Origin of the sequence: Mesorhizobium sp. LSJC269B00, from assembly GCF_000502815.1 — a bacterium.
In the GTDB taxonomy this organism is placed as follows: domain Bacteria; phylum Pseudomonadota; class Alphaproteobacteria; order Rhizobiales; family Rhizobiaceae; genus Mesorhizobium.
Map to the genome: position 1 here is coordinate 81,946 of NZ_AYVN01000013.1, position 23,362 is coordinate 105,307.

The 23,362-nt window shown below is 63.5% G+C and carries 25 protein-coding genes and 1 pseudogene; 18 read left to right on the plus strand and 8 right to left on the minus strand.

The genetic code is table 11. The features are described 5' to 3' along the window. Window positions 1-88 precede the first annotated feature (88 nt). From X771_RS141030 to X771_RS1000000169815, 5 genes and pseudogenes are all read left to right on the plus strand, one after another. On the plus strand, window positions 89-1,024 hold the full coding sequence (locus X771_RS141030; RefSeq protein ID WP_023672436.1) for a neutral zinc metallopeptidase: 936 nt from the start codon (window positions 89-91) through the stop codon (window positions 1,022-1,024). Between the two features lie 176 nt (window positions 1,025-1,200). Then, window positions 1,201-2,466 (plus strand): tetracycline resistance MFS efflux pump, encoded by a 1,266-nt coding sequence (locus X771_RS141025; protein ID WP_023689748.1) that lies wholly within the window; start codon window positions 1,201-1,203, stop codon window positions 2,464-2,466. Continuing rightward, window positions 2,463-2,585: a hypothetical protein gene (locus tag X771_RS1000000169805; RefSeq protein ID WP_023689749.1), complete on the plus strand. Its 123-nt coding sequence runs from the start codon at window positions 2,463-2,465 to the stop codon at window positions 2,583-2,585. Before X771_RS141025 ends, X771_RS1000000169805 begins: the two co-directional genes overlap by 4 nt. Window positions 2,586-2,608: 23 nt before the next feature. After that, window positions 2,609-2,893, plus strand: a pseudogene (locus X771_RS1000000169810) (aldo/keto reductase); the annotation flags it as partial. Between the two features lie 187 nt (window positions 2,894-3,080). After that, window positions 3,081-3,458, plus strand: a complete 378-nt coding sequence (locus X771_RS1000000169815) for an aldo/keto reductase (RefSeq protein ID WP_280942194.1) — start codon at window positions 3,081-3,083, stop codon at window positions 3,456-3,458. A gap of 263 nt (window positions 3,459-3,721) precedes the next feature. On the opposite strand, the gene carA is transcribed toward X771_RS1000000169815, so the two are convergent. After that, the gene (gene carA / locus X771_RS141020) at window positions 3,722-4,939 is read right to left on the minus strand and encodes a glutamine-hydrolyzing carbamoyl-phosphate synthase small subunit (RefSeq protein WP_081730888.1); all 1,218 of its coding nucleotides are present in this window, start codon (window positions 4,937-4,939) and stop codon (window positions 3,722-3,724) included. A gap of 260 nt (window positions 4,940-5,199) precedes the next feature. Between carA and X771_RS141015 the strand changes: the two genes are divergently transcribed. Together X771_RS141015 and X771_RS141010 are read left to right on the plus strand one after the other, a co-directional pair. Continuing rightward, a complete protein-coding gene (locus tag X771_RS141015) occupies window positions 5,200-5,649 on the plus strand; it encodes a GatB/YqeY domain-containing protein (protein WP_031203078.1) in 450 nt (149 codons plus the stop codon). A 116-nt stretch (window positions 5,650-5,765) separates the two neighbouring features. Further along, window positions 5,766-6,323, plus strand: a complete 558-nt coding sequence (locus tag X771_RS141010; protein WP_023672441.1) for a GNAT family N-acetyltransferase — start codon at window positions 5,766-5,768, stop codon at window positions 6,321-6,323. Window positions 6,324-6,330: 7 nt separating this feature from the next. Here X771_RS141010 and X771_RS141005 read toward each other — a convergent pair whose 3' ends face one another. After that, entirely contained in the window at window positions 6,331-7,512 is a 1,182-nt protein-coding gene (locus tag X771_RS141005; RefSeq protein WP_023689752.1) for an MFS transporter, read from the minus strand. Window positions 7,513-7,607: 95 nt separating this feature from the next. Continuing rightward, window positions 7,608-9,272 carry a Na/Pi cotransporter family protein gene (locus X771_RS141000; RefSeq protein WP_023689753.1) on the minus strand — a complete coding sequence of 555 codons (1,665 nt, stop codon included), beginning with the start codon at window positions 9,270-9,272 and terminating at the stop codon, window positions 7,608-7,610. A 401-nt stretch (window positions 9,273-9,673) separates the two neighbouring features. On the opposite strand from X771_RS141000, the gene X771_RS140995 reads away from it, so the two are divergent. The 5 genes from X771_RS140995 to X771_RS140975 all read left to right on the plus strand — a co-directional run bounded on the left by X771_RS140995 (window position 9,674) and on the right by X771_RS140975 (window position 15,525). Next, the gene (locus X771_RS140995) at window positions 9,674-10,042 is read left to right on the plus strand and encodes an RcnB family protein (protein WP_023689754.1); all 369 of its coding nucleotides are present in this window, start codon (window positions 9,674-9,676) and stop codon (window positions 10,040-10,042) included. A 171-nt stretch (window positions 10,043-10,213) separates the two neighbouring features. Continuing rightward, on the plus strand, window positions 10,214-12,154 hold the full coding sequence (gene dnaG / locus X771_RS140990; protein WP_023683795.1) for a DNA primase: 1,941 nt from the start codon (window positions 10,214-10,216) through the stop codon (window positions 12,152-12,154). Window positions 12,155-12,566: 412 nt separating this feature from the next. Beyond that, on the plus strand, window positions 12,567-14,591 hold the full coding sequence (gene rpoD / locus X771_RS140985) for an RNA polymerase sigma factor RpoD (RefSeq protein WP_023672446.1): 2,025 nt from the start codon (window positions 12,567-12,569) through the stop codon (window positions 14,589-14,591). A gap of 190 nt (window positions 14,592-14,781) precedes the next feature. After that, window positions 14,782-15,075: a GYD domain-containing protein gene (locus tag X771_RS140980; RefSeq protein WP_023672447.1), complete on the plus strand. Its 294-nt coding sequence runs from the start codon at window positions 14,782-14,784 to the stop codon at window positions 15,073-15,075. A gap of 69 nt (window positions 15,076-15,144) precedes the next feature. Beyond that, entirely contained in the window at window positions 15,145-15,525 is a 381-nt protein-coding gene (locus X771_RS140975; protein WP_023683796.1) for a DCC1-like thiol-disulfide oxidoreductase family protein, read from the plus strand. A gap of 45 nt (window positions 15,526-15,570) precedes the next feature. On the opposite strand, the gene X771_RS140970 is transcribed toward X771_RS140975, so the two are convergent. Further along, window positions 15,571-15,828, minus strand: coding sequence for a DUF2798 domain-containing protein (locus X771_RS140970; RefSeq protein WP_023683797.1), 258 nt, complete (start codon window positions 15,826-15,828; stop codon window positions 15,571-15,573). A 272-nt stretch (window positions 15,829-16,100) separates the two neighbouring features. Between X771_RS140970 and X771_RS140965 the strand changes: the two genes are divergently transcribed. The 3 genes from X771_RS140965 (at window position 16,101) to greA (ending at window position 17,757) form a co-directional block, all read left to right on the plus strand. Further along, window positions 16,101-16,778, plus strand: coding sequence for a PadR family transcriptional regulator (locus X771_RS140965; RefSeq protein ID WP_023689755.1), 678 nt, complete (start codon window positions 16,101-16,103; stop codon window positions 16,776-16,778). Window positions 16,779-16,879: 101 nt separating this feature from the next. Continuing rightward, entirely contained in the window at window positions 16,880-17,173 is a 294-nt protein-coding gene (locus tag X771_RS140960) for an HlyU family transcriptional regulator (protein ID WP_023672451.1), read from the plus strand. Window positions 17,174-17,274: 101 nt separating this feature from the next. Beyond that, window positions 17,275-17,757 carry a transcription elongation factor GreA gene (gene greA / locus X771_RS140955; protein ID WP_023683799.1) on the plus strand — a complete coding sequence of 161 codons (483 nt, stop codon included), beginning with the start codon at window positions 17,275-17,277 and terminating at the stop codon, window positions 17,755-17,757. Between the two features lie 47 nt (window positions 17,758-17,804). Here greA and X771_RS140950 read toward each other — a convergent pair whose 3' ends face one another. Continuing rightward, the gene (locus tag X771_RS140950) at window positions 17,805-18,383 is read right to left on the minus strand and encodes a hypothetical protein (protein ID WP_245260622.1); all 579 of its coding nucleotides are present in this window, start codon (window positions 18,381-18,383) and stop codon (window positions 17,805-17,807) included. Between the two features lie 217 nt (window positions 18,384-18,600). Continuing rightward, window positions 18,601-19,236 (minus strand): FMN-dependent NADH-azoreductase, encoded by a 636-nt coding sequence (locus X771_RS140945; protein WP_023689756.1) that lies wholly within the window; start codon window positions 19,234-19,236, stop codon window positions 18,601-18,603. A 109-nt stretch (window positions 19,237-19,345) separates the two neighbouring features. Here X771_RS140945 and X771_RS140940 point away from each other — a divergent pair, with 109 nt between their 5' ends. Beyond that, the gene (locus X771_RS140940; RefSeq protein ID WP_023683802.1) at window positions 19,346-20,302 is read left to right on the plus strand and encodes a LysR family transcriptional regulator; all 957 of its coding nucleotides are present in this window, start codon (window positions 19,346-19,348) and stop codon (window positions 20,300-20,302) included. Here X771_RS140940 and X771_RS140935 read toward each other — a convergent pair. Beyond that, entirely contained in the window at window positions 20,235-20,861 is a 627-nt protein-coding gene (locus X771_RS140935; protein WP_023672456.1) for a TetR/AcrR family transcriptional regulator, read from the minus strand. The two genes, X771_RS140940 and X771_RS140935, sit on opposite strands and share 68 nt — an antisense overlap. Window positions 20,862-20,927: 66 nt before the next feature. Here X771_RS140935 and X771_RS140930 point away from each other — a divergent pair, with 66 nt between their 5' ends. After that, the gene (locus X771_RS140930; RefSeq protein ID WP_023689757.1) at window positions 20,928-21,353 is read left to right on the plus strand and encodes a VOC family protein; all 426 of its coding nucleotides are present in this window, start codon (window positions 20,928-20,930) and stop codon (window positions 21,351-21,353) included. A gap of 94 nt (window positions 21,354-21,447) precedes the next feature. Further along, window positions 21,448-22,359 carry an arginase family protein gene (locus X771_RS140925; protein ID WP_023689758.1) on the plus strand — a complete coding sequence of 304 codons (912 nt, stop codon included), beginning with the start codon at window positions 21,448-21,450 and terminating at the stop codon, window positions 22,357-22,359. Between the two features lie 4 nt (window positions 22,360-22,363). Here the strand turns inward: X771_RS140925 and X771_RS140920 are convergent, their stop codons facing one another. Further along, on the minus strand, window positions 22,364-23,314 hold the full coding sequence (locus tag X771_RS140920) for a trypsin-like peptidase domain-containing protein (protein ID WP_023689759.1): 951 nt from the start codon (window positions 23,312-23,314) through the stop codon (window positions 22,364-22,366). Between the last annotated feature and the right edge of the window lie 48 nt (window positions 23,315-23,362).

The window sequence follows — 23,362 nt, forward strand, 5'->3', positions numbered from 1 at the left end:
GGCGCAACCATTGCGATAATTGTCTGTTGGGTCGGACTGGGCCACGACATCGGCCACGCCAGCCGAAATTTGCATACGGGGAGTTGCCATGCTCTGGAAGGGCCGCCGTCAGAGTGACAATGTCGAGGACGAGCGCAGCGACAGCGGCGGCGGTGGTGGTTTCGGCGGCGGCAGCCCTGGCCAGTTCCGCATCCCGATCGGCGGCCGCACCGGCGGCGGCGGCAGCATATTGCTGGTCGTCCTCGTGGTGCTGGCCGGATGGTATTTCGGCTTCGACCCGTCGCAGATCCTGGGCAGCGGCGACGGCGGCGGCGTGCTGCCGGGTGGCGGTGGCCAGATTACCGACAACAGCGGCGGCCAGGACGACGGCGCCGGCACGCCTGCTTCCGACGAGATGAAGCAGTTCGTGGCGACCGTGCTGGCCGAGACCGAAGAGACCTGGACCGGCATCTTCCAGTCGCAGGGCCTGAAATACGAGGACCCGAAGCTTGTGCTGTTCAGCGGCCAGATCCGCTCGGCCTGCGGCTCCGCCTCGACGGCAGCCGGACCGTTCTATTGTCCCGGCGACCACAAGGTCTACCTCGACACCACCTTCTTCCAGCAGCTCGACCAGCAGTTCGGCGCCTCGGGGGATTTCGCCCAGGCATATGTGATCGCCCATGAAGTCGGTCACCATGTGCAGAACCTCACCGGCATCCTGCCCAAGTTCAACCAGATGCGGCAGTCGATGGGTGAGGCGGAAGCCAACCAGATGTCGGTGCGCATCGAGCTGCAGGCCGACTGCTTCGCCGGCGTTTGGGCGCATTTCACCGCGCAGAAGGGCATTCTGGAACAGGGCGACATCGAAGAGGCGCTCAACGCCGCCAAGCAGATCGGCGACGATACGCTGCAGAAGAAGATGCAGGGCTATGTCGTTCCGGAAAGCTTCAACCACGGGACGTCGCAGCAAAGGCAGACCTGGCTGGCGCGCGGCTACAAGAGCGGCAAGCTGTCGGATTGCAACACGCTGACCGGTCCGGTTTGAGGCGCTCGCAAGTTCCAGCCGACCGCGGTTCAAAGCGCATCCGTCGGCGGGCCGATTCACCACCGGCAACAGATGTCAGGAGGAGAACGCCTGAGGCGTTCTCCTATTGTTCCAAAGTGGCGCCTCGCCTATAACGGGCGCCCGCCCAAGGGCGGTCCCAGGGAGCAGACGCCATCATGATCGACCCCAAAACCGCCAGGCGGGGCCTTGCGCTCGTCTTCACCACGCTGCTGCTCGACATTATCGGCTTCGGCATGATCATGCCGGTGTTGCCGGCCTTTCTCAGGGAGCTTTCCGGCGTCGGCATCAGCGAAGCGGCGATCGAAGGCGGCTGGCTGTTCTTCGTCTATGCGGCGATGCAGTTCTTCTTCGCGCCAATCATGGGTGGATTGAGCGACCGCTTCGGGCGGCGGCCGATCCTGCTTGCCTCGGTGCTTACATTCTCGATCGACAATCTGATCTGCGCCATCGCCTGGTCCTATCCGATGCTGTTCATCGGCCGCGTGCTGGCCGGCGTTTCGGGCGCCAGCTATTCGACGACGTCGGCCTTCATTGCCGACATCTCGAACGACGACAACCGGGCGAAGAATTTCGGTCTGCTCGGCATCGCCTTCGGCGTCGGCTTCGTCATTGGGCCGGTGCTGGGCGGGCTGCTCGGCACGTTCGGGCCGCGAGTGCCGTTTTACTTTGCCGCCGGGCTTGCCTTCGTGAACTTCCTCATCGCCATGTTCTTCCTGCCTGAAACGCTCGATGAAAAGCACCGCCGCCGCTTCGAGTGGAAACGCGCCAACCCGGTCGGCACGCTGCTGCAGATGCGCCAATATCAGGGCATCGGCTGGATCGGGCTCGCCTTCTTCCTGATGACGCTCGGCCACATGATGTATCCTGCGGTGTGGTCGTTCGTGTCCAATTATCGTTATGGTTGGAGCGAGCAGCAGATCGGCTTCTCGCTCGGCGCCTTCGGCCTGTGTGGGGCGATCGTCATGGCGACGGTGCTGCCGCGCGTGATCCCCAAACTTGGCGAATGGAGGACGGCGGTGATCGGCCTGACATTTACTGCGGCCAGCGCCTTCGGCTACGCCTTCGCCTCGCAAGGCTGGATGATCTATGCGGTGATCGTCGTCGGCTGCCTCGAAGCACTGGCCGATCCGCCGCTGAGAAGCCTTGCCGCCGCCAAGGTGCCGCCATCGGCGCAAGGCGAATTGCAGGGTGCGATGACGTCGATCTTCTCGATCACCTCGATCATCACGCCGCTGCTCTACACCGCGATCTTTTCCTGGTTCACCGGACCGAATGCGCCCGTAGTGTTCGGCGGCGCCCCCTATCTGGTTGGCGCGTGCTTCCTGACGCTTGCGGTCATTGTCTTTGTGACGAAAGTTGCGAGGCCGACGGCGGTGAAAAGCGTTGCCACCGGCGCTGCGGAAGATGGAGCCCAGATATGAGCCATGACAGCCGCATAGAGCTGACCAAGGACGGAGTGTCGCTGTCGCGGCTGGTGTTCGGCGCCTGGCGCCTGCTCGACAGCGCGCGCGCCCGGACGCCGATCAGATCGCGCGGCTGATCGGCACTGCGGTCGATCTCGGCCTGACCAGCTTCGACCATGCCGATATTTACGGGCATTACCAGGTGGAAGCTGCCTTTGGCGCCGGCTTGTCGCGCTGGAAGGGCAAGCGCGACAGCATCGAGCTGATCTCGAAATGCGACATCATTCTGGCATCGGCCAACCGGCCTCAGAACCGGCTGAAGCATTACGACACCAGTGCGGCCCACATTGCCGCCTCGGTCGACCGTTCGCTCGCCAATCTCGGCACCGACTATCTCGACCTGTTGCTGCTGCACCGGCCGGATCCGCTGATGGATGCCGACGAGACGGCGGCGGCCCTTGCCGGGCTGGTCAAGTCGGGCAAGGTGAGAGCGGTCGGGGTCTCCAATTTCACGCCGTCGCAGTTCGACCTTCTGGCCTCGCGGCTGCCGTTTGCCTTGGCCACCAACCAGATCGAGATGNAATTTCACGCCGTCGCAGTTCGACCTTCTGGCCTCGCGGCTGCCGTTTGCCTTGGCCACCAACCAGATCGAGATGTCGGTGCTGAAGACCAATGCGCTGATGGATGGCAGCCTCGATCACGCGCAACGCCTCGGCTATGCGCCGATGATCTGGTCGCCGCTCGGCGGCGGCTTGCTGTTCACCGGCAAGGAAGGGCGCGAGGCGCGGGTCAGGGCGGCAATCGCGGCGGTGGCTGCCGAGATCGGCGCCGGCGATCTCGCCGCCGTCGCCATCGCCTGGCTGCTGCGTCATCCGGCGCGGCTGGCGCCGGTGCTCGGCACGATGAAGCCCGAGCGGCTGGCCGCCATGGTCAAGGCGCTGGAGATCGACCTCGACCGCCAGCAATGGTTCGCCATACTGGAGGCCAGCGAAGGCCGGCCGGTGGCATAAGGTCACCCAGGCGCGAACTTCGAACCCGCCATAGGTGTGTGCTTCGTCCGTTAATGCGGCGCGCAAGCGAAGCGATGAGGGGGGCTTGGGCTCAGGGGATGCCGTCGGCGCTCTCGAAGCCTTCGTCGCTTCGCGCCGTCACAAACAGACCGGTTGACCGGTTTATTCCATTGACCCAAGACAAGGGCAATCGCGCCGCGTTTGTAACTCCGGCTATTCGGAGCATCACGATCTGGGCAACGGCTAGGCGAAGACCTGTAAAATCAAACCCGTTCGGCCAGCAGTTCCTCGCCGCGCTTTTCGCGGATCAGATTGACGAAACGGCGGAACAGATAGTGCGAGTCCTGCGGGCCGGGCGAGGCCTCGGGGTGGTGCTGGACCGAGAACACCGGACGTCCGGTCAGCGCGATGCCGCAGTTCGAGCCATCGAACAGCGAGACATGGGTTTCCTCGACGCCCTCGGGCAAGGAGTCGGCATCGACGGCAAAGCCGTGGTTCATCGAGACGATCTCGACCTTGCCGGTGGTATGATCCTTGACCGGGTGGTTGGCGCCGTGATGGCCCTGGTGCATCTTGGCGGTCTTGCCGCCCAGCGCCAGGGCCAGCATCTGGTGGCCGAGGCAGATGCCGAACACCGGAATATCGGTCTTGAGCAGATCCTGGATGACCGGCACGGCGTAGTCGCCGGTGGCTTCCGGGTCGCCGGGCCCGTTGGAGAGGAAGATGCCGTCGGGCTGCATGGCAAGGATCTCTTCCGAGCCGGTGCCGGCCGGAACCACGGTGACCTTGGCGCCGAGGCCGGAAAGCAGGCGAAGGATGTTACGCTTGACGCCGTAGTCGATGGCGACGACGTGCATCGACGGCTCGGCCTGTTCGCCAAAGCCTTCGTTCCACACCCAGGGCGTTTCACGCCAGACCGAGGACTGGCCCGAGGTGACTTCCTTGGCGAGGTCAAGCCCGATCAGGCCCGACCAGGCGGCGGCGCGCCGCTTCAAATCGTCGATGTCGAAGATGCCGTCGGGCGCGTGCGCAATGACGGCGTTGGGCATGCCCTTTTCGCGGATCAGCGCGGTGAGCGCGCGGGTGTCGATGCCCGACAGCGCGACGATGCCGCGCTTCTTCAGCCACTGGTCGAGGCCGGCTCCGGCGCGGTAGTTGGACGGGTTGGTGACATCGGCCTTGAACACCGCACCGACGGCGCCGGCGCGGGCGACCGGGTTGAGGTCCTCGATGTCCTCGTCATTGGTGCCGATGTTGCCGATATGCGGGAAAGTGAAGGTGACGATCTGGCCGGCATAGGACGGGTCGGTGAGAATTTCCTGGTAGCCGGTGAGCGCGGTGTTGAAGCAGACTTCGGCAACGGCGGAACCGGTGGCGCCGAGGCCGCGACCCTCGATGACGGTGCCGTCGGCCAGCACCAGGACGGCGGTCGGCTTTTCGGTTGCCCAAGGCGGGGTCAGTTCGGGGGTCATCTCGGCCATGGCGACGCTCCTGTCACGCTGCGCGCTTCGATGGCGGGCCATCTGCGCAGCAAACGGCGCGGCCGATCTCTCGAGCCTGCGCGCATCAATTCTTTGTCTTGTGCAAGGCCGAGTACATAGGGGAAGGCGCCAGAGCGGTCAATGATGCCCGTGCCAAAAACGGCGAGCATTTGTTTCGTCGAACGATATCAGGGCTTTGGCGCGTTTGCTTTGCGGATGGGCCGCGGTTATTGTCCGCGCCGTTCGAAGGAGAAAGCATCATGCGCGCAAAAATCGCCGAATCCCTGAAGAGCGCGATGAAGGCGCAGGACAAGCACCGGCTGCCGACGCTGCGGCTCATCCAGGCCGCCATTCACGACCGCGACATCGCCAATCGCGGCTCGGCCAAGGACCCCGCCAGCGACGAGGAGATCTTGCAGATCCTGGCCAAAATGGTGAAGCAGCGCGAGGAATCGGCCAAGGCGTTCGAGGACGGCAAGCGCCCGGAACTGGCGGCGCAGGAGCGTGGCGAGATGGAGATCATCCGCGGCTTCCTGCCGACGCAGTTGGACGAGGCGGCGGTGACTGCAGCATCGCGCGAAGCGATCACTGCTACCGGTGCGACCAGCCAGAAGGACATGGGCAAGGTGATCGCTGTGCTGAAGCAGAAATATGCCGGCCAGATGGATTTCGGCAAGGCCAGCGGCATCGTCAAAGGCCTGCTGCAGTAGGAGCCGACACCACTTCAATGGCGAAGGAGAGCAGGGGGCGGGACATCACCTCTGGGCAAGAAACGGTCCGCACCGGCTTAAGCGAGCCAAGCCTTGACCTGCCGGAGAGCCCCACCATAATCGAAATCGTCAAACCCACGCTCGAACATCTGCCCTCCTACAAGGCGGCGCTCGAGCGTGGCTGGTCGCCGGACAATGTCCGGCTGATGGAAGCGACGCGCGAGCAACTTGCGGCGATCGACGAGGATCCCGCGGCGTTCCTTGCCAGCCTCGACGATCCCGAGGCCAAAGGAGGCCCGATTACCTTGCCGGACGGCACGACCGTGCCGCGGCTGCCGGGCTTCCGGCGCTGGATCTGGGACGGCGAGGCCGCCGGCTCGATCGGCTTTCGCTGGCAGCCCGGTACGGCCGCACTGCCGTCGCATGTGCTCGGCCATATCGGCTATGCCGTGGTGCCGTGGAAGCGCGGACGAGGCTATGCGACCGAGGCGCTGCGGCTGATGCTGGACGAGGCGAGGGCTGTTGGTTTGCCATATGTCGAGCTCACCACCGACCTCGACAATCCGGCCTCGCAGAAGGTGGTGCTGGCCAATGGCGGCCGTGTGGTCGGTCCGTTCATCAAGGACGCCGCGTATGGCGGCGCCGAGAGTTTGTTGTTCCGGATCGATTTGTAGGTCGACGCTATTCGGCCGCTGCCTGCAGCGGCGGCGCTGCCCGGCTGCGCCCCTCCCACATGTAGGAGGCAAGTGCCACCACCACCGCCACCAGCATGGCGGCAGCGCCCACAACCGGCAGGCTGCGATAGCCGTAGCCGGCATTGAGCATGGCAGCGCCCAGCGACGCGGCGAGCGCGATGCCGACATTGAAGCCGGAGGGGATGAGCGAGGAGGCGAGGTTGGAGGCGTCCGCCGTCCAGGCCAGGATGCGGGTCTGGATCGGCGTGCCTATGGCGAAGTTGAGGCCACCCCAGATAACGATGGCGATGACCATCGGCACGGGGTAGGGGCTGACGGCATAGATCACGCCCAACATCACCGCCTGCAGCGCAAGCATTGTGATCAGCGACGGCATCAGCTTCCAGTCGGAAAGCTTGCCGCCGAGAAAGACGCCGACGGTGGCGCCGACGCCGTTGAGCAGCAGCACCCAGGGGATCAGGCCCTCGTCGAGATGGGTCACCTCAAGCAGTGTCGGGGTGATGTAGGTGAACAGGCCGAACTGGCCGATCATCAACATCAGCATCAGGATCAGCGAGGTCCAGACTTGCTGGCGCGCCAGCACGCGAACCTCGCTGCCAAGGCTGGTGGATGGACTCGATGCGCCCGTTTTGCGCGGCAGGAGGGCGGCCATGGCGGCAAACGCCACCACGCCCAGCGCGCACATCACCCAGAAGGTGGCGCGCCAGCCCCAGAGATTGCCGATTGCGGTGCCGGCCGGCACGCCGATGACATTGGATACTGTGAGGCCGGAGAGGATCACAGCCACGGCCATGCCGCGCTTGTCCTCGGGCACGAGGCCGACCGCCACCACCATGGCGACGCCGAAATAGGCGCCGTGTGCGACGGCGACCGCAATGCGCAAGAGCAGCATCGAGGTAAAATCGGGCGCCAGCGCGCAAGCGGCCTGGCCGATGGTGAAGGCGACGGTCAGGCAAAGCAGCAGCGTCTTGCGGGAAATGCCCTTGGTGGCGAGCGCCAGCAATGGCCCGCCAATCGCGATGCCGCCGGCATAGCCTGAGACGAGATAGCCGGAGGTCGGGATCGAAACGCCAAGGCCGTCGGCCACTTGCGGCAGCACGCCGGCAATGACGAATTCGGTGGTGCCGAAAGCGAAGGCGGCGATGAACAGGGCAATGAGCGGAAGCATGGCGCGGGAGCGATCCTTGAATGAGTTGGCCTCAAATCATGGATGGCGCTTGCCGGCAATGCAGAAATTTTTGCGGCGGGTTTAGGTTTTCTTGATCAGCTCGCCTTCAACCTGGAGCCGCCGAGCAGGCCGCGCTCTTCCAGCACCGGGTAGGCCATTGACGCCAGCAGCGAGTTGATCTGCTTCAGGTCGCGGATGGTGTCGAGGTGGATGGAACTTGTCTCGACGCTCTTGGCGGTGCCGTCGCGCAGGCGCACGAAATGGCTGGCGCTGGTTTCCTTTTCGCGGTCGCGCAGCCGGTCCTTTTCCAACACCAGCTGGCGGGCGGTCTCAGGATCGCGCGACACCAGCACGTTGAAGGCAAGCCTGGCATTGGCCAGCACCGAGATGTGAAAGGCGAGCAGCTCGCTCCAGCCCTCGGGCGTGAACTCCAGCCCGCGCTCGAACTTCTTCTTCACATGCACCAGCATGTTGCGCACGATGATGTCGCCGACCTGCTCGAGCTTGACGCAGGCGCCTATCAGCTCCTGGCAGCGCAGCGCCTCGCCCTCTGTGAGCGAGTTCCTGGTCAATTTGGCCAGATAGAGCTTGATCGCCGCGTGCTTCCTGTCGACGCGGTCGTCAATGGCGGCCAGCGCCTTGATCTTGTCGCCGTCGGCGCTTTCATACAGCTCGATGATGCGCTTGAGCATGATCTCGACCGTCTCGCAGACGCGCACCACCTCGCGGGTGGCGTTGGCCAGCGCCTGGCTCGGAACGTCGAGCGCGCCGTCGTTGAGGGCGGAGAGTTCGACCACATCGAGCTCTGTAGCCGGCGCTGGCTTGGTGCCCATTGCGACGATCTTCTCAGAGGCACGATAGATCAAGCTGGCAAGCGGCAGGCCGGCCAGCAGGATCAGCACATTGAACAGGATGTGGGCGTTGACGATCTGGTCGGGCACGGTGGCGCCGAGGAAGGCGACCGGCGGCTTCAGCGTCATGAACAGGATCAGCATCACCAGCGAGCCCATGCCGCGCATCAACAGATTGCCGATCGGCACGACGCGCACGCCAGGTTCGGCACTTCGGGTGAGCAGCGGCGCGATGATCGACGAGCCGAGATTGACGCCGAGCACCAGCACGATGCCGAGTTCGGGCGGGATGAAGCCGCGGCCGGCCAGCGTGACCATCAAAAGCACGGCGGCGATCGAGGAGTGGAACAGCCAGGTGACGAGCGCGGCGAGCAGATAGGCGGTGACGTAGTCGCTGGAGAAATATTCGATGATGAGCGGCATCAGCGTGCTCTGGCGCAGCGGCTCCGAGGCTTGGCCGATCATCTCCAGCGACAGTACCAGAAGGCCGATGCCGACCAGGATGCGGCCGAACTGGCGCCAGTCGCGCCGCTCGGTGGCCATGAACATGACCGTGCCGGCGACGAGGCAGATCGGCACCAGCAGCGTCAGATCGAAGGTCAAGAGCTTGACCACCAGCGCCGAGCCGATCTCGGCGCCGCGCACCGCCAATTGGCCCGACATGCCCGAGACGATGCCGGCGCCGGCGAAGGAGCCGACGAGAAGCGTGACGGCGGTCGAGCTCTGCAGTGCGATCGACAGGCCGCAGCCAGCCAGCACCGCCATGATCGGATTGCGCATGGTGGAGCGCAGCCGGTGACGCAGCACGTCGCCATAGGCGCGCTCGACGCCTGTCTTGACCATGCGGGTGGCAAACAGCATCAGCGCCACCGAGCCCGCCAGATGCAGCAGGACGACGGAGCCGCTCATTTCGAAACCCGCACGCAGACAGCTACCGCGACGCGGAGGGCGCGCAGTGCAGGGAGGAAAACGGGGCTGCGAATCATGGTCATGACAGTCTTGAACAATATCCGGAAACAATATCCGGAATATTTTAGCCGGGTAATAAAATCTTGTCGATTTCAAGAGCCGTCGCGGCGCGACAGGGCGTGTCGGAAAATGGACGGATGCGCAAATGGTTGCATGGCGGATCCCTGGTGATGGCAGCGGATCGTCCCGGTTTGCCGGACTCCCGGCAATCGCCTTTGCGATGATGTTCAAATATCCAGGATAAGCGCCGGATTTCATTACGTAAATGTAATGCTAGTGTTCAGTTTCGGTTCATCCTTCGGGGGCTATTCCCTAGGCATCGACAACCAAGGAGCCCCGCTATGAAACGTATTGTTCTTTCCGCCCTCGCTTTCTCGATGCTGGCCGCCACTTCGCTTACCAGCCAGGCCGCACCGGTGAACGCACCGGTCGCACCGCAGTCGAATTACACGCAGGTCGACTGGCAGAGGCCCGGCAAGCATGTCGATGTCAGGAAGCGCGTCGTGAAGAAGACGGTGGTCGTCAAGCGCAGCCATTGGCGCAATGGCCGGAAATATTCCAGCTGGAAGCGGCACCAGCCGATCCGCGATTATGGCCGCTATGGCCTGCATCGCCCCGGCCGCGGCCAGGAATGGATCCGCGTCGGCAACGACTATGTGCTGGTCAGCGTCCTGTCCGGCATCATCTTCGGCGCCATTGCCGCGCATTAAGCCCGGCCTCGCCGGCGCAATGCAGAGACTTGAAAGGAGGCGGCCCGAAACGGCCGCCTTTCTTTTGGCTGTAGAAACCGGGCTTTTTGGCTGTGGAAACCGGGTATGGTCCGCAATAAGGGTCGTCGGATTCCGCGCGCATGATTATATGAGGGACAAACGAGTTCCCCAATGCGCTTTCCGCCCGCCTTTCTCGATGAGATACGCGACCGTGTGCCGATTTCATCGGTCATCGGCCAGCGCGTCGCATGGGACAGGAAGAAGACCAACGCCTCGCGCGGCGACTATTGGGCCTGTTGTCCGTTCCATGGCGAAAAGAGCCCCTCCTTCCACTGCGAGGACAAGAAGGGCCGCTATCACTGTTTCGGCTGTTCGGTGTCGGGCGATCATTTCAAGTTCCTGACCGAGCTCGACGGATTAAGCTTTCCCGAAGCGGTCGAGAAGATCGCCGACATGGCCGGCGTGCCGATGCCGGTGCGCGACGAGCGGGAAGAACAGCGTGAGAAGGAACGCGCCAGTCTGACCGACGTCATGGAGATGGCGACTGCCTTCTTCCAGGAGCGGCTGCAAGGACCGGAGGGTGCAAAAGCCCGCGCCTATCTCAGGGATCGCGGGCTGACGCCGGCGACGCAGCAATCGTTCCGGCTGGGCTTTGCGCCCGACAGCCGCAATGCGCTGAAGGAACATCTTGCCGCCAAGGGTGTGCCCAAGGCCGACATCGAGGCCTGCGGGCTGGTGCGTCATGGCGACGACATCCCGGTCTCCTATGACTGGTTCCGCGATCGCATCATGTTCCCGATCCCGGATTCGCGCGGCAAGATCATCGCCTTCGGCGGCCGGGCACTGGCGCCCGATGCGCTGGCCAAATACATGAATTCCCCCGACACCGAGCTCTTTCACAAGGGCAATGTGCTCTACAATTTCGCCCGCGCCCGCAAAGCGCTGGCAAAAGGCGGCACGGTGATTGCCGTCGAAGGCTATATGGACGTGATCGCGCTGGCGCAGGCCGGCTTCGAGAACGCCGTGGCGCCGCTCGGCACCGCGCTCACCGAAAACCAGCTCGAACTTCTGTGGCGCATGGCGCCTGAGCCGATGCTGTGCTTCGACGGCGACCAGGCCGGGCTGAAGGCGGCGTGGCGCGCCGCGGATCTCGCGCTGCCGTCGGTGCAGGCCGGGCGGTCGGTGCGCTTTGCGCTGTTGCCGGAGGGCAAGGATCCCGACGATCTGGTCAAGGCAGAAGGGCCGGACGCGTTTCGTGCCGTGCTGGCGGAAGCGCGGCCTCTCGCTGATTTGTTGTGGATGCGTGAGACATCCGGTGGCGTCTTCGACACGCCGGAGCGGCGGGCGGGGCTGACAAAGACGCTGCGCGAACTGACCAGCCGCATCCGCGATGAGAGCCAGCGCTACCACTACCAGCAGTGGATGCGCGAGCGGGAGCTGACCTTCTTCAGCGCCCAGCGCGAAGTGCGGCAAGGTCGCCAGGACTGGAAACCGGGGCAGGGCAAAACGCCCGCACCCGGCGGACAGTTCGCCAAAGGCAGCGGGGCAGGCGCGCGCGCCGCGATCACCGAAAGCCTCGGCCGCTCCGCCATGGTCAAACGCGGTGGCGAGATGATGTCGGTGCGCGAGGCGACGATCATCGTAGCCCTCGTCAACCATCCGGCGCTGATCGACGAGAACTTCGCCCATGTCGAGTTCCTCGATCTCGCCAACACCGATCTGCAGCGGCTGCACGCCGCCATCCTCGATGCGATGGCGCACGACATGGCCAATGACCGTAGCGCGGTGATCGCCACCATCGAACGTGCCGGCTGCAGCGATATCTGGGGGCGCGCCGTGGCGCTCATCCAACGGGCCAGGCAATGGCCCGCGCTGGAAACCGCAGCGCTTGACGATGCCCGCGACGCCTTCAACCAGGCGCTGCACTTGCAGCGCAGCGCGCGCACCTTACATAAGGAACTGAAACAGGCGGAAGCAGCGCTCGCCAGCGATCCCACTGACGAAAACTACCGGCACCTCATCGAGATTCAGGCGCAATTCCGTGATGTACAAGCAACGGAAGCGCTGATCGAAGGGTTCGGTGTATCCTCGGGCAGGGGTGGGCGCGTCTAGGTCGAAACCTGCGCAAGAATGAATGTTGTACGTGCTGCGCGTCGAATCGACGCCTCTAAGTCGGGTAATTGATTCGCTTTTTTGATGCGAATCATGCGAGAGGCGCTTGACCTTCTGGCAGAATGACGGAATCAGGACGATTCGAAACCTTAACCCGCGCCGGCGTCGATGGAAATGCACTGACGCGAGGTGCTGATCACTGGACAGGCTGACAGCCTGCCACAGATATCAGGGTTAATCTGGACTTAATGCATATCGCCCAAAAGTGAAAACCGGTTTTGGGGGCACGATATGAACAAACAAAAGAGTTGATTCGGTTACCGGCCCGGTTATGCGCCACCAGCGCATGTAGTTTGACCGGTGCGGCAGCTACGCGGCTTCGATGCTCGGCCGCTAGGAGAAGATAAAGACTATGGCGACAAAGGAAAAGGAAGAGGTCGAGACCGAACGTGAAGGCGCCACCGATGGGCCTCTGCTCGACCTTTCCGATGATGCTGTCAAGAAGATGATCAAGGCCGCCAAGAAGCGCGGCTATGTGACTCTCGACGAACTGAACGCGGTGCTGCCGTCGGAAGAGACCGATCCGGATCGCATCGAAGACATCAATGCGATGCTGTCCGACATGGGCATCAACGTGGTCGAGGACGACGATCAGAGCGAGGAGCCCGAGGCCGCCGACAGCAATGCCGACGCCGAGGAAGACGCCAACGAGCTGGCCGAGCAGACCGGCACCGCCGTCGCCGCCACGACCACCAAGAAAGAGCCGACCGACCGCACCGATGACCCGGTGCGCATGTATCTGCGCGAGATGGGCTCGGTCGAGCTCCTGTCGCGCGAGGGCGAAATCGCGATCGCCAAGCGCATCGAGGCCGGCCGCGAGACGATGATTGCGGGCCTCTGCGAAAGCCCGCTGACCTTCCAGGCCATCATCATCTGGCGTGACGAGCTCAACGAATCCAAGATCCTGCTGCGCGAGATCATCGACCTCGAAGCCACCTATGCCGGCCCCGAAGCCAAGCAGGCGCCGGTGGTCGAGCGCATCGAGGAGGCGCCCAAGGCCGAGGACAAGCCGAGGCGTGGACGCGACGAGGAAGACGACATCACCAATGTCGGCGCCGACACGCGCGGCCTAGTCGATGACGACGAGGAAGACGAGGACGAGGCGAGCCTGTCGCTGGCGGCGATGGAAGCGGAACTGCGCCCGCAGGTGATGGAGACGCTCGACGTCATCGCCGACACCTACAAGAAGCTGCGCAAGCTGCAGGACCAGCAGGTCGAGAACCGTCTGGCCGCGACCGGCACGCTGTCGCCAAGCCAGGACCGCCGCCTGAAGGAGCTGAAGGACCAGCTGATCAAGGCGGTGAAGTCGCTGTCGCTCAACACGGCGCGCATCGAGGCGCTGGTCGAGCAGCTTTACGACATCAACAAGAGGCTGGTGCAGAACGAAGGCAAGCTGCTGCGCCTGGCCGAAAGCTATGGCGTGCGCCGCGAGGAGTTCCTCAAGGAATATCAGGGTTCCGAGCTCGACCCGAACTGGACGCGCTCGATCGGCAACCTGACCTCGCGCGGCTGGAAGGAATTCACCAAGAACGAGAAGGACGCGATCAAGGATCTGCGTTCGGAAATCCAGAACCTCGCCACCGAGACGGCGATCTCGATCCTGGAATTCCGCAAGATCGTCAACCAGGTGCAGAAGGGCGAGCGCGAAGCCGCTATCGCCAAGAAGGAAATGGTCGAGGCCAATCTGCGCCTCGTCATCTCCATCGCCAAGAAATATACCAATCGCGGCCTGCAGTTCCTCGACCTGATCCAGGAAGGCAATATCGGCTTGATGAAGGCGGTCGACAAATTCGAATACCGCCGCGGCTACAAGTTCTCGACCTATGCGACATGGTGGATCCGGCAGGCGATCACGCGTTCGATTGCCGACCAGGCGCGCACCATCCGCATCCCGGTGCACATGATCGAAACGATCAACAAGATCGTGCGCACGTCGCGCCAGATGCTGCATGAAATCGGCCGCGAGCCGACGCCGGAGGAACTGGCAGAAAAGCTCGCAATGCCGCTCGAAAAAGTGCGCAAGGTGTTGAAGATCGCCAAGGAGCCGATCTCGCTCGAAACCCCTGTGGGTGACGAAGAGGATTCGCATCTGGGCGATTTCATCGAGGACAAGATGGCGATCCTGCCGATCGATGCGGCGATCCAAGCCAATCTGCGCGAGACCACCACGCGGGTGCTCGCCTCGCTGACGCCGCGCGAGGAGCGGGTGCTGCGCATGCGCTTCGGCATCGGCATGAACACCGACCACACGCTGGAAGAAGTCGGCCAGCAGTTCTCGGTGACGCGCGAGCGTATCCGCCAGATCGAAGCCAAGGCGCTGCGCAAGCTCAAGCACCCGAGCCGGAGCCGCAAGCTGAGGAGCTTCCTCGACAGCTGATACCGGCAACAGACCAGCATTCGAAAAGGGCGCCGATGGCGCCCTTTTTGTTGCCGGGTGAAGGCTCTTGTCGCCCATCTCCGTCGGGAGGATACTTGCCTGGTCGGATGCATGTTCTGGGCGAAAAACCGGATGTCCGCCCCGGCTGATGTCCTCAGCCGTGCTCCGTGGCGCCGGAGGGAGGTGTGTGATGACAACCTACATCCTGCTGATGAACTGGACGGAACAGGGCGCCAGAAATATCCGAGAGTCGCCGAAGCGGCTCGATGCCGCCAAGAAGCAACTGGCCGACATGGGCGGCTCGTTCAAGGCGTTTTACCTGACTATGGGCGAATATGACATGGTGGCGATTATCGAGGCGCCCGACGATGCTGTGCTTGCTCGTTTCGCCCTGATGCTGGCAACGGGTGGCAGCGTCAAGACGCGAACGCTCAAGGCTTTCCCGGAATTTGCCTATCGCGAGATCGTCACTTCGCTTGGATAGCGCTGGGCGTGGGTCCGTGCGGCTCGGCGTCATATTGCGGGGCCGTGCCGTCAAGGCGATAGTCGCGCCATGTCCAAGCCTGCGCTGACCGTCTGGTACAACACACGCTGCCCGGTTTGCGATGGCGGCATCACCCGGCAGAAACGGCGGCTGATCGAGGCGATCAAGGCCGGGCGGATCGAATTCCGCGACATCAACCTCGAACCGGCGGCGCTCTCTGGCTACAGCGCCTCGCTGGAGGACATACGCCGCCGGCTGCATGCCACCGATGCCGAAGGCAGGCTGCTGGTCGGCGCCGATGTCGCGGTTGCCGTCTGGCGGGCGACGCCGGGCGAGGGCTGGCTGGCGACGCTCTTCGGCAATCCGGTCGCGCTGCCGCTGACGCGGTTCGCGTACAATCGCTTCGCCGATCTTCTCTATGCCTGGAACCGGCGCAAGGGCCGCTGGTAGCGAGGCAAGGCCCGAAGATATCTGCGGGCCTTACCGTCATGGGCGTTACCGGGACGCCGGCTCGCAAAGCCAGCCGACAATGCGGCGCACCGCCGGCAGCACCATGAGCAACGTTGGGAACGCTACCAGCCAGGACAGGCCCCAGGCAGTGAGCCAGACAGCCGGCAAATCAGGTTGCAGTCCAAGGCTTTTCAGCGTCGATATGAACGAGACGATGAAGGTCATCAGCAGCGACAGCACCAGCGGGCTGACGATCGCGGCATAGCGCGCCGGCAGCTTGCCGCGCTTACGGTTCGTGGTCATTTTTGGATTTTCCTGAAACATCCGGTCCGTCGCATTTGGCATCCATTGCGCCGGGTTTCCGGCGGAACTGCCCGGAAAGACCGGGGTGGATGCGTTGCTTGACGTCAGACGCTTACGGAGAGGTTTTGGCCCTCACGCGCTTTCTAGCTGCCGGCGGCGGCGAAATCAACCTTCTGGCGCCGCCTTTAGATACATCGTAAGATATATCTTGACTCGTCGGCGGGGCAAGCCTAATTAAGATGTATCGTAAGATATAACTCAAGGAGCAATTCATGCACAGACATCATCCCTTTGGCGAGCGCGCCGAGCGCGCATTCCTGCACATGGCAGGCAAATTTGGTGGAAGAGGGGGCAGCGGCTTTGGTCCGTTCGGCCACGGCGGACGTGGCGGTGGACGCGGCGGCCCGGGCGACATGTTTCGCGCCGGGCGCATGCTGGCCGACGGCGATCTCAAGCTGATCACGCTGTCGCTGCTGGCCGAGGCGCCTCGCCACGGCTACGACATCATCAAGGCGCTGGAAGAGCGCACCAGCGGCATCTACAGCCCGAGCCCGGGCGTCGTCTATCCGACGCTGACCTTCCTGGAAGAGGCCGGCTATGCGGCTTCAGCCGCCGACGGCAACAAGAAGGTGTTTTCGATCACCGAGGCGGGCCAGGCGCATCTCGCCGAGAACCGCGAGATGATCGACGGCGTGCTGGAGCATCTCGAGCGCTTCGGCCGCAAGATGGCGAAAGCGCGGGACTGGTTCGGCTGGAACGACGACGGCGAGGAAGGCGGACGGCGTGGTGGACGGGGTCGCTCGGATGCCCGCGAGGAGTTCCGCGCCGTGCGCCACCGGCTGCGTGCCGCGCTCGGCGATCTCGTCGACGCGCCGGCTGAAAAGCAGGCCGAGGCGATTGCAGTCCTGGAAGCCGCCGCTGAAGCCCTGGAAGCGCTATCGCGCGGTTGACCCCTGGCGAGAACGCTTGCCCGTTCGACTGAGGAACGGTACTGAAAATCATCCTGCACCGCGAGACGTGGTGCAGGATGATTGCCGTTGGAGGAAGCCCCATGTCTTTTCTGAAGCGTCTTTTCGGTGGTGGCGGTGAGGGGGGCGAGCCCAAGAGCGCAGCACCGGCAAAGCAGGTTGAGCACAAGGGATTTTTGATCAGCGCCACGCCCTACAAGGCGGAGGGGGGCCAATACCAGACCTGCGGCGTGGTTTCGAAGGAAGTCGACGGCGTGATGAAGGAACACAAATTCATCCGCGCCGATCGCTTTGCCGGACTGGACGACGCCGTCGACATCTCGATCAAGAAGGGCATGCAGTTGGTCGACGAGCAAGGCGAGAGGATGTTCGGGTAAGGGCCGAACTGGTCGAGGCGCCGAACATAGGTTTTGCGCCGGTCATCCGTCGCCAGAATCTCGAATAACGGCAGTGGGCGGCAAGCAGAAAGTATCGACAATTGAGCGTAGCGTTTGCCAAGGAGGAAAGCGCCGAGGCAGCATCGGAAACCATCCTGCCGGCTCGCCCTGTCTCCGATCGGGTCAACCTTGTCACGGAAGCGGGCCTCAAGACGCTGCAGGTTGAATTGACTCGCGCCCAGCAAGCTCTCGAGGCCGCTAGCGTGCTGGAAGATGTCAATGAGCGGCGACGCCAGTCAGCGGTTCCGGTTCGAGATATGCGTTACTATGCCGAGCGCGTCCGTACGGCACAGCTTATGCCGGTGCCCACCTCTAATGAGGTGATCGCCTTCGGGCACACCGTTACCTTCAAACGTGATGATGGCCGCACTCAGACCTTCCGCATCGTCGGAGAGGATGAGGCCAACCCGTCTGAAGCTTCCATATCGCATGGTTCGCCGGTTGCCATCGCGCTGACCGGAAAAACCGTTGGCGACTTTGTCCAGCTAGGGCCGCGCGAACTTGAGATCCTGTCCATTTCCTAGGACGCAGGTATGATGCGCGACCGAGGCCGGTGCACCTTGAGACGTGATCAGATGCCCGCAATTGCCAAAAGCCAAGCCAGGATGTCGAGCAGCAGAAAAACCAGCGCAATCTGCAACGCCAGCCGGAGCCGCTGGATAATTCGCCAGTTGCCGGCCATGTCCGCCTTGATCCGAAGGGCAAGCGCGCGGCGCATGGCCGACATTGTCGTCGGCCTGTCGCCGTCGACATATTGATCAAGCAGATCTTCCGGATCGAAGCGGAATGTATATTGGTGATAGGGCCAAAGCATGAAGACGATCAGCCCGCCGATGCCGAACAACAGGGCCACTGCGGTCCAATCCCAAAGCCCAAGCCCGTTGGAAAGCGCCGCACCGCCGAGTAGCGAGTTGGCAAATGCGATGGCAAAGACAAGGCTGCCGGCGCGGGTGCTCATGTTCTCCACAAGCGTCTGCTGTTGAGTGAGACCTCTCACCGCCTCCTGATAGATGAACGCGAGACGCGGATCATCGTCGGCAACAGCGCTTGCGACAATTCCGTTGTTCTCTCCTCCACTCGGACATTCGGCCATAAGTTGCCTCTCTGTTTTGACAGGGTTGCACGAGTTTAGCCCGATCCGTCGGTGCAAAAACAGATTGGCCGTGGACCAACGGCAAATCCGATGGCGATGCCGGGGGCTCCAAGCCTATGAGGGCCAGCTGATGAACGGGCAAGAATAGTTGGCAGCCATCGAAAACCCCGCACGAACACCACGCCATCTGCCGGTGGACCCTGCTCTCGGCCCCGGACAGCAAGAAGGCAGGCGCCGAAGCGCCCGCCTTTTCAATGCGAATGACGGGGTGTGCTTACGCGGCGATTTGCGCGCTCGCGGTCTTGGCCACCACGGCATCGACCTTGGCGGTCGCCTTGGCAAGTGCGGCGGTGACGGCATCAGGGCCCATGCCGACGCCTTCGATGCGGATGACGTCGACATCGGTCATGCCGAGAAAGCCGAGCACGCCGCGCAGATAGGGGATGGCGTGATCGAACTGCACGGCCGCACCTTCGGAATAGATGCCGCCCGAGGCGAGTACGATATAGACCTTCTTGCCGGTGACGAGGCCCTTGGGACCACCCTCGCCATAAGAGAAGCTCTTGCCGGAGCGGGAGATGTGATCGACCCAGGACTTCAGGGTTGAGGAGATGTTGAAGTTGATGAAGCCGGTGGCCAGGATCACGGTGTCGGCTGCGAACAGTTCGTCAAGCACGATGTCGGAGACGCCGACGACTTCGGCCTGGCGCGGCGTGCGGGCTTCAACGGGGGTGTAGATGCCGGTCGCATAATCGGTGTCGATGTGCGGCAGCGGGTTGGCCACGAGGTCGCGTACGACGAGCGTATTCGACGGGTCGGCGGCGACGAGCTTTTCAGCGAATTCGGTAGCGATACGGGTCGAGTGCGAGGCAGCGCCGCGCGGGCTCGAGGTTACAAGCAGGATAGACATAGCGGTTCTCTCCAGTGGGAATTGATTTCTCCCGCCTGATATGGGCCTACCGAGCCATTCAAAAAACTGGTATATTTTCTATACGATCCATCCATAAAGTAGGTATGCCGTGCAACCCAATCCGACGCTCGACCAATTGCAGATCCTGGTTGCGGTCGCCGACACCGGCAGCTTCTCAGCCGCCGGCCGCAAGCTTAACCGCGCGCAGTCCGTCATCAGCTACGGCATCGCCAATCTTGAAGCGCAGCTTGGCCTGAAACTGTTCGAGCGCGAGGGCACGCGCGAGCCGCAGCTGACCGAAATCGGCCGGGCGATGCTGGAGGACGCCCGGCGCATGGTCGGCGTGCTGCAGCGCATCCGTTCGCGTGCCGACGGTCACCATCAGGGGCTGGAGGCTGAAGTTGCGCTATCGGTTGACGCGGCGCTGCCCTCGCCGGTGCTGGTGCGGGTGCTGAAGGCGTTCGAGGCGCAGTTCCCGACCGTGATGATGCGACTGCATATCGGCACGCTCGGTCTGATCCCCGACCATGTCGTCAGCGGACAGTCGGATCTTGGCATCGGTGGCTTGCTGGGCGAGGTCGACGTGCATCTCGTGCGCATCGGCTTCATGTCGATCGTGCTGGCTGCCGCCCCCACCCACCCTCTGGCACTGCTGCCGAAACCGGTGGCGCTCGAGGATGCGCGAGAGCACACCCAGCTGGTTGTCAGCGACCAGTCGGAACGCACCAAGGGACGCGACTTCGGCGTCTTTGCCTATCGTACATGGCGGCTGACAGATGTGCGTATCAAGCATACGTTGATGCGCGAGGGGCTGGGCTGGGGCGGGTTGCCGCGCTGGCTGATCGCGGACGATTTGGCCAGCGGCAGGCTGGTCGAACTCGACCTTGAACCCTTTAGCGAGGTGCGCTCATCGCTCTATGCCATGCACCGCGCCGACCGCAGCCCGAAACCGGCGGCGGCCTGGCTGATCGACCAGTTCAAACGCCAGCTCGGCTGCTTCAACGAGTTCGACCCGGACGACCTGCCTGAGGATGAGCCGGAGACAGCCCATCGATCAGAGCCATGAGCACGGCGCGATAGTCTTCGGCCGAGGCGCCGGCCTCGACGGCAAGTGCTGCGCGGTCGAAGGCAGCGGCGAGCAAAGCGGTCAGCGCATCGGCCGGCAGTCTGGTCATCGACTGTTCGCGCATTGCCGCAACCAGGCCTTCGCGCAGCGACCGGTTGCCGTGGCGATTGTCGATCGCATCCATGGCGGCGCGGCCAAGCACGGCCGGCCCGTCGAGCAGCAAAAGCCGCGTGCGGCCGGGCGCGCGCATGGCGGCGAGATAGGCGTCCGAGCCGGCAATCAGCGCATTGCGGGCAAACAAAGAAGGCGGCGAGGCGCGCTCGATCTCTTGCGCCACCGCCGCCGCCTCCTGCTCGACCACGGCGGCAAACAGCGCCTGCTTGTCGGCAAAGTGGTGATAGAGCGCGCCGCGGGTGACGCCGGCGGCCGCAACGATCTCCGGCGTGCCGGTCTCGGCATAGGACTTTTCGATGAACAGTTTGCGCGCCGCAGCGATCAGGTCGGCCCGCGTCGCTTCGGTGCGGTCGCGGTTGGAGCGGCGCGGGGTTTCTCGTTGCATACATGCAGCCTGTATGTTATTTCGAATTACATGCAAACTGTATGTTGGCTAACGGGAGAAAGAAAGATGAAGACGACGAGCTATTATCCGGTGCTGATGACGGGCGACGTAGCCGGCACAAAAGCCTTCTATATCAATCACTTCCGCTTCAAGCCGCTGTTTGCGAGCAACTGGTATGTGCATCTGCAGTCTGCCGAGGATCGCCGGGTCAATCTCGGTATCGTCCAGGGCGAGCACGAGACGATCCCCGAGGGGGGGCGCGGCCGCACATCGGGGCTGCTGCTCAATTTCGAGGTGAGGGATCCTGATGCTGTCTATGAACGGATCGTTGCGGCCGGCCTGCCGATCCTGTGCCCGCTGCGCGACGAACCCTTCGGCCAGCGCCATTTCATCACCAGGGATCCCAATGGCGTGCTGATCGACGTCATCAAGCCGATCCCGCTCAGCCCGGAATTTCAGGCGCAATTCGCGGCGGGCGCGGCGGGCGCCTGAACAATGGCAGCAAATGTCGGCAGCGGCTCCGGCCGCTGTGGCCGGACCCGCACCATGCGGTCTATGTTGGTGATGTTGAAGCTGGGCCTGCCGCATGCGTGACATCTGCCTTGTTCGTGCGCCATCCAATCTCGGCCTTCGGCCCTTGGAGCCGGGCCATGTGCCCGGCACCTGGCGTGCGCCGCAGGCGCTGAGCGAAGCTGGTTTGATCGAGTCGCTGGCGCCGGGGCGGGTGGTCGATCTCGACAGACCCGCCTACAGTACCGAACCGCAACCGGGCACTAGGCTGCGTAATGGTCCGGCGATCCGCCGCTTCAACCTCGATCTTGCCGAGATCGTCACCGGTGCGCTTGGGCAAGGCGAGTTCCCGCTGATCATCGGCGGCGACTGCTCGATCCTGCTTGGCGCACTGGTCGCCGCGCGGCGCTCGGGCGCAGTCGCCCTGATCCATTTCGATGGCCACAGCGATTTCCGCCATCCCGGCAACTACGATGTCAATGCCTCACTCGGCTCGGTTGCCGGCATGGATCTGGCACTTGCCACCGGACGCGGCGAGGCTTTGCTGGCGCAATGGCCAGGTGTTGTCGGTCCGCTCGTCGCCGACGAGGCGGTGGTTCAGATCGGCGAACGCGAGAGCCGCGATGCCGATTTTGCCTGGCCCGACATCAATGCGACCGCCGTGACGCGCATCGACGTCTTTGCCGCGCAGGAACTCGGCGCGGCTGGAGTGTTGCAAAAGACAAGAGCGACGCTGGCGCGCGCCGGCTGTCCCTACTGGCTGCATCTCGATGTCGATGTGCTCGACCAGACGGTGATGCCGGCGGTGGATTCGCCCGGCAGCCCCGGCATCGACCCCGATGAACTCGTTGCCATTCTGTCGGCGCTGGCAGCGGACCAGCGCTGCACCGGCTTGGACATGACGATCTACGATCCCGACCTCGACCCGACCGGTGACCTTGCGCGACTGCTGGTGTCGCTGCTCGGGCGGGTGCTCAAGCCTCGATAAAGGCTCAGCTCGCCCTTGCTACCGGCGTCACCGTCACCTGGCTGACGCCGGTGCGGCGCACCACTGTGCATAGCGTCTCGCGGCCGATGCGTTCGGCGTCGAGCATGCGCACGAGGTCGTCGACGCCGGTGACCGGGCGACCGTCTATCGCCGCGATGATGTCGCCTTCCCTGAGGCCGGCCTTCGCCGCGGGTCCGTCTTTCTCGACGCTGCGCAGCCGCACCGCAGTACTGGTGGTCACCTGCGACAGGAGCGCTGCGCGGCGCGGCAAACTGGTGGTGTCGGCCGAGATGCCGATGAAGGCGCGCCGCACGCGGCCGAAGCGGATGATCTCCGAAATGACGAAGTTGGCGGTGTTGGAAGCGACCGCGAAGGCGATGCCTTGCGCGCCGTGGATCATGGCGGTGTTGACGCCGATGACTTCGCCTGCCGACGACACCAGCGGTCCGCCGGAATTGCCGGGATTGAGCGCGGCATCGGTCTGGACGACATCGTCGATCAGCCGCCCGGTCGAGGCGCGCATCGAACGGCCAAGTGCGGAGACCACGCCTGACGTTACGGTCCATTCGAAGCCGAGCGGATTGCCGATGGCAATGGCGATCTGGCCGCGCCGCAGCCGCTTGGAATCGCCGAGCGGCGCGACTTCGGTGAAGCTGCCATCGGCGCGCACCAGCGCGATGTCGGTGTCAGGGTCGCGGCCTAGCACGCGGCCTTCGCTGGAGGCGCCGTCGGGCATAGAGACGCGCACCGTTTTGGCATCGCCAACGACATGGAAATTGGTAACGACCAGCCCGTCCGGCGCGATGACGAAGCCGGAGCCATGGCCACCTTGGCCACCGACGCGCTCGATGCGGCAGACGGCTGGGCCGATGCGGTCGACGGCGTCGGCGACTGTCGTCGAATAGGCGTCGAGCAGTGTGTCGTCGGTTTCGAATTTGTGGGCGGCGAGGGCCATTGGCGGGGCTCCGTGTTTTCAGGCGCGATGATGACTATATGTGCGGAG